Annotated in this window: 4 protein-coding genes; all 4 read left to right on the top strand. The window is 74.3% G+C overall.

All coding sequences use genetic code 11. From position 1 onward, the window contains the following. Nucleotides 1–324: 324 nt before the first annotated feature. The 4 genes from ACIQOV_RS32335 (at nucleotide 325) to ACIQOV_RS32350 (ending at nucleotide 3,651) form a co-directional block, all read left to right on the top strand. Entirely contained in the window at nucleotides 325–1,512 is a 1,188-nt protein-coding gene (locus tag ACIQOV_RS32335; protein WP_401054262.1) for a serine hydrolase domain-containing protein, read from the top strand. A 60-nt stretch (nucleotides 1,513–1,572) separates the two neighbouring features. After that, nucleotides 1,573–2,520 (top strand): aminoglycoside phosphotransferase family protein, encoded by a 948-nt coding sequence (locus ACIQOV_RS32340; protein WP_401054264.1) that lies wholly within the window; start codon nucleotides 1,573–1,575, stop codon nucleotides 2,518–2,520. 154 nt (nucleotides 2,521–2,674) lie between these two features. Next, nucleotides 2,675–3,031, top strand: a complete 357-nt coding sequence (locus ACIQOV_RS32345; RefSeq protein WP_401054266.1) for a DUF6204 family protein — start codon at nucleotides 2,675–2,677, stop codon at nucleotides 3,029–3,031. Nucleotides 3,032–3,105: 74 nt separating this feature from the next. Then, the gene (locus tag ACIQOV_RS32350; protein WP_401054267.1) at nucleotides 3,106–3,651 is read left to right on the top strand and encodes a MarR family winged helix-turn-helix transcriptional regulator; all 546 of its coding nucleotides are present in this window, start codon (nucleotides 3,106–3,108) and stop codon (nucleotides 3,649–3,651) included. Nucleotides 3,652–3,676 lie beyond the last annotated feature (25 nt).

The raw sequence follows: 3,676 nt of genomic DNA on the forward strand, positions 1-3,676 counted from the left end.
CTAGGCCCCGGCCCCGCCGCACCCCGCCGCACCCCGCGCCGTCCCGCGCCCCGGGCCTCCCCTGCCGATCGGCAGGGGAGGCCCGGTCACTTTCCGGCGGAATTCCTGCCGATCGGCACATGCGCGAACGGGGTTCCGGCGATCAGTCTTGGAGTCACCGCGACGGCGGCCATCCGGGCCGCCGTGGAAGGGAGTCTCCACCGTGTTCCACGACCACGATCTCCACCTCCGCGCCGACCGGATGCAACTGAACGCCCGTCAGTTTCGTGTTCTCCGGGGCGGATCACTCCGCCCCTCACCCGTCCTCACGACACCGGAGAACTCATGCCCGTCACCAAGCCCGCCGCCCTCGCGCTCGGCCTCGCCGCCCTGCTCCTCACGGCCGTGCCTGCCGCACCCGCCCTCGGCCAGGCGCCGCCCGGCGGTCCCGATCCGGTCGTCCTCGATGCCGCGATCGCCCACCGGCCGGGGGACCCTGCGGCGGGCGTGATCGCCCGGGTGACGGTCGACGGCCGGGCCTGGCGCGGCAGTGCCGGCGATCCGGTGAGCGGGCGGCCGGTGGCGTCGAACGCCGCGTTCCGGATCGGCAGCATCAACAAGACCTTCGTCGCCGCGGTGGTGCTCCAGCTCGCCGCCGAACAGCGGATCTCCCTGGACGGCACCGTCCAGCGGTACCTGCCCGGCACGCTGCCCGCCGACTTCACCCTGCCGATCACCGTCCGTCAACTCCTCGACCACACCAGCGGACTGCCACAGGCCGTCGAGGGTCCGAACACCCAGGATCCCGACGAACTGATAGCGCGCCGCTTCGGGCTGGAGACGCTCGACCAGGTCGTCCAGAAGACGCTCCACCCCGAGGACGGGCACGAGGTCACTCCGTCCTTCGCCCCGGGCTCCGCCCAGGAGTACAACAACTTCAACTACCGGCTGACGGGCCGGATCATCGAGCAGGTGACCAGGCACACGATCAGGGAAGAGGTGACGGCCCGCATCCTGAAGCCGCTCGGCCTGCGGCACACCGAGGTGCCGGAAGGCAGGCCGACGATGCCCGAGCCCCACCTGACCGGCTACTTCACCGACAGGGCCGGCGCCCCGATCGACGTCTCCGAGCAGGGCGGCAACTCGGAGTCGATGGTGTCCACCCCGGCCGACCTGGACGTCTTCCTGCGCGCCCTGCTGGACGGCGAACTCCTGCCGCCCCAGCAGCTGAACGACCTGCTCACCCTGCCGCGGGACGCCTCCGGCCGGCTGCTGCCCGTGCGCGGAGCCGGCGAGTGCCAGTTCGGTCCGGACAAGGGACGGGCCTGCTACAGCGCCGGGCTGATGGCCATCCCCCTACAGGACGGCACGGTGCTCTGGGGCAAGACCGGGCACGACCTCGGGTACTCCGACGGCTTCTTCACCACCCCGGACCTGCGCAGGAGGCTGGTCTACTCCGTCGGCGCCGGGACCGGCACCCCGGCACCGGCGCTCCGCCTCGCCGCCACGACCTTCGGGCCCTTCGCGCCCTGAGCCCGACCGAACCAGCGACCGCACCGACCCCCCTCCTCCCCCACCGTCGAAAGGACCCGAATGATCAGCATTCCCGGCGGGCTCGCCCGCACCACCGTCGACCGCGAGGGAGCCCCCGGCGCGACCTGGATCGCCGAACTCCCCGGTCTCGCCGCCGAACTGCTGGAACGCTGGCACTGCGTGCCGGACGGCGCCGCCACCCACGGCGGCGTCGGCCTGATCCTCCCGGTCCGTCAGGCAGCCGGGCGCGCGGCCGTGCTGAAGGTGTCGTTCCCCCACCCGGGCAACGTGCACGAGCCGGACGCCCTCGCGGTGTGGGCGGGCCGGGGAGCCGTCCGGCTGTACGAACGGGACGACGAGCGCTTCGCGATGCTGCTCGAACGGGCGGGCCCGACGACGCTCGCGGAGGTCCGGGACGGCGACGAGGTGCTGACGGCCGCCGGGCGGCTCAGCCGCCGGCTCGCCGTCCCGGCACCACCGGGCCTGCCCCGGCTGAGCGAGCAGGCGGCCGGCTGGGAGGACCGGCTGCGCACCGACGCGGCCTCCCTGCCCCACGCCCTGTCGGCCCGCGCGGTGGGCGCCGCCCTCGCGACCGTCCGCGACCTCGCCCGCGTCCAGCCGGAGGTGCTCGTCCACGGCGACCTCCACCCCCGCAACATCCTGCGGGCCGAGCGCGCACCCTGGCTGGCCGTGGACCCCAAGGGCTGCGTGGGAGACCGGGCCCACGACGGCGGCACCCTGCTCACCGTCCACGCCCTGACCCTGGTCGACGCGACGACCCTGCTCAACGCGACGGATGTGCGCCGCGCCGTCCTCCGCGCGCTCGACGTTTTCACCGAGGCCGCCGGGCTGGACCGCGAACGCACCCGCCGCTGGACCCAACTCCACGCCGTCCAGGCCGCCTTCCGGGGCCGACGGCACGGATTCCGGCGTGCCCGGGGAGGCCCCGAGCTCGCCCGGCTCACCCGGTACGCGGACGGGCTCGCCGAAGCACTCACCCCCGGCTGACCGCGTCCAAACCCGACCACACCCGCCCGACCGCATCCACCCGGCGCACCCGCCGGGTCCGCGCTGCCGCTCGATCACCGGATCGGGCCGCCGCGCCACCGCGCCGCCGAAATCGTGTTGGCGGCCGGCGGTCCGTGCTGCCTATGGTCGGGGGATGACCACTCGAACCTTCCGCATCATGGTGCGCGGCGTCTTCGACGGCCTCACCGACGAACAGCGCGCCGAACTGCTCGCCGCCGCACCCGCGCACGACGTGCTGCACGCCGCCTTCACCCGCGAGGGCCACCTCAGCTACGACCTCTCCGCACGGGCCGCCTTCACCTTCCGCTTCCTCGACGAGGGCGAGGCCGAGGAGGACATCCTGGAGGCCACCGAGCGGGCCGAGCAGTCGGCGCGGGACTGGCTGGCCGGACGCGGCTACGGCTGCAAGAACCTCCGCTCCCAGGCCGAGGACCTCTCCCGGGCGCCGCTCGGCAAGCGTCAGCGCCGCGCCGCCGCCACCGGTCGCTGAGCCGACCCCTCCCCCTCCGCCACCTCCTTGACGGCTTCCTCCCGGGATATACTTGAGCAGTCAAGGAGGTGGCAATGACAGACCAGCCGGTCCAGCCCGAGCAGCCGGACCAATCGGAGCAGGTGGGACCCGTACGGCAGACCGCGACCGCACCGGCCACGCCGGGCCCGAGCCCCGACCCGTTGGACACCGCCCTGCGGCTGGTCCGCGCCCAGACGGCCGTGGTCAAGCGCTTCGACGCGAGCCTCGGCGGCCTGCACGGCGTCAGCCTGGCCGACTTCACGATGCTGCTCCACCTCTCCCAGGCCCCCGGCAGCCGGATGCGCCGGGTCGACCTCGCCGAAGCCCTCGGGCTCACCGCCTCCGGCGTGACCCGCGGCCTCGCGCCGCTGGAGCGGATCGGCCTGGTCGCCCGCGAGGCCGCCGCCCGCGATGCCCGGGTCGCCTACGCCGCCCTCACCCCGACCGGGCGTGAGCGTCTCGCCGAGATGCTGCACACCGCCCGCCAGGTCGCCGCCGACCACTTCGCGGCCGAGCAGTGGAGCCCCGAGGACCTCGGCCGACTGTCCACCCTGCTCACCCGCCTCGGCGGAACCGCCCCCGGCCAGCGCCTCGCCTGATCCGCCCGGACCCGCACCCACCACC

The organism is Kitasatospora sp. NPDC091257, assembly GCF_044757675.1.
Taxonomy (GTDB): Bacteria; Actinomycetota; Actinomycetes; order Streptomycetales; family Streptomycetaceae; genus Kitasatospora; species Kitasatospora lactacystinica.